The 1,234-nt window shown below is 37.0% G+C and carries 2 protein-coding genes; both read left to right on the top strand.

Features of this window, described 5'->3' with window-relative positions:
- Positions 1-426 precede the first annotated feature (426 nt).
- Positions 427-765 carry a DUF6883 domain-containing protein gene (locus O9332_RS21705; protein WP_002763535.1) on the top strand — a complete coding sequence of 113 codons (339 nt, stop codon included), beginning with the start codon at positions 427-429 and terminating at the stop codon, positions 763-765.
- Between the two features lie 18 nt (positions 766-783).
- Positions 784-1,080: a DUF4926 domain-containing protein gene (locus O9332_RS21700; RefSeq protein WP_002763537.1), complete on the top strand. Its 297-nt coding sequence runs from the start codon at positions 784-786 to the stop codon at positions 1,078-1,080.
- Positions 1,081-1,234: the final 154 nt, after the last annotated feature.

The raw sequence follows: 1,234 nt of genomic DNA, 5'->3' as shown, positions 1-1,234 counted from the left end.
ATCCTTATCTGGCAAGAGACTTAATTGATTAGTTCGCTCTAGATAAAAAACAATTGACAAAAATCGCTAAATGCCTTTCTCTATAAGGGTTCCATCCCTTATAACCCCCGTCCATTGCATAACACAAACCGAAGAGCCTTTTTAGGGAAGGATAAAAAACCTGAACAGCAAACAGCAACTACTTAAAGAAAATGAAACTCAAACCATGAATAATGCTTGGGAAAATTGGGTTAAAGAATTGAAACAACTATCGCCCTTTTCTCAGTCAGAACCGACAACTTATCAAAAACACCTACTAGAAAAATATCGCAAGCAAGGCTGAGAATTATGATTTTATGCGATACAAGTATATCCCCCTCGCAATGACACGCTATAATCGTCATCTCAGGAAAATATTGCTTCGAGGGTTTCTTGGTTTAGACATAAATGATTTCAGCGACTCAATTTGAATTTCCCTTATCTAAGGCTAACTATCTGCTCAACCACACCACTAAAGCAGGCGTTGGTGGAGATAAACGTAAGTTTTGGCGTGAAGTTATGGGATTTGATAATCCTGAAGCGATTCGAGAAGCTATACTAGAGACAGTATCTCTCGAAATATTACAAAAACAAGATACAACAGAGTATGGCGATCGCTATCGTGCTTATGTTAAAATCAGGGGATATTCTGGTAAATTACATCAAATTCGTACTGTTTGGATTATCCTGACAGGAGAAGATGTGGTGAGATTTGTCACAGCAGTACCTTCTAGTTTCAATCAATAAAAGTTTAGAGTAATAAAAATGAGTAAGTTTAAATTATTTGATGATATTCAACTAACGGAAGATATTCCCTTAACCGATGGCGGAATTGCGCCTATCGGTACAGTTGGAGCAATTGTAGAAGTTCTGAAAAATGGGGAGGCTTATCTAGTAGAATTATTTGGGAATTGGGTTAAATATGATGAACAAGGAAATTTTGTCTCAGCCACTCAAGCAGAAAAAGAAGCATTTATGGAGACAATTGGCGTAGAAATTGTTTATCCTAATCAATTAGTGTTAGCTGTTCCCGCTAAAGAGATTATGCAAGTTACGGCTTAGATCATTACTAAAGTGGCTCTTCGTTACTTGTTATGGTTCGATAGGGGGGCATAAATCGACTAAATCCTTATCTGGCAAAAGATTTAACTGATTAGCTCGCTCTAGATCAAAAACAATTGACAAAAATCGTCCAATGTCTTTCTCTATAAGGGTT

The sequence above is a fragment of the Microcystis sp. LE19-10.1B genome (assembly GCF_027530565.1).
In the GTDB taxonomy this organism is placed as follows: Bacteria; Cyanobacteriota; Cyanobacteriia; order Cyanobacteriales; family Microcystaceae; genus Microcystis; species Microcystis aeruginosa.
The sequence above is the reverse complement of the archived record's forward strand: the minus strand, read 5'-3'. Positions and strand labels throughout refer to the sequence as shown.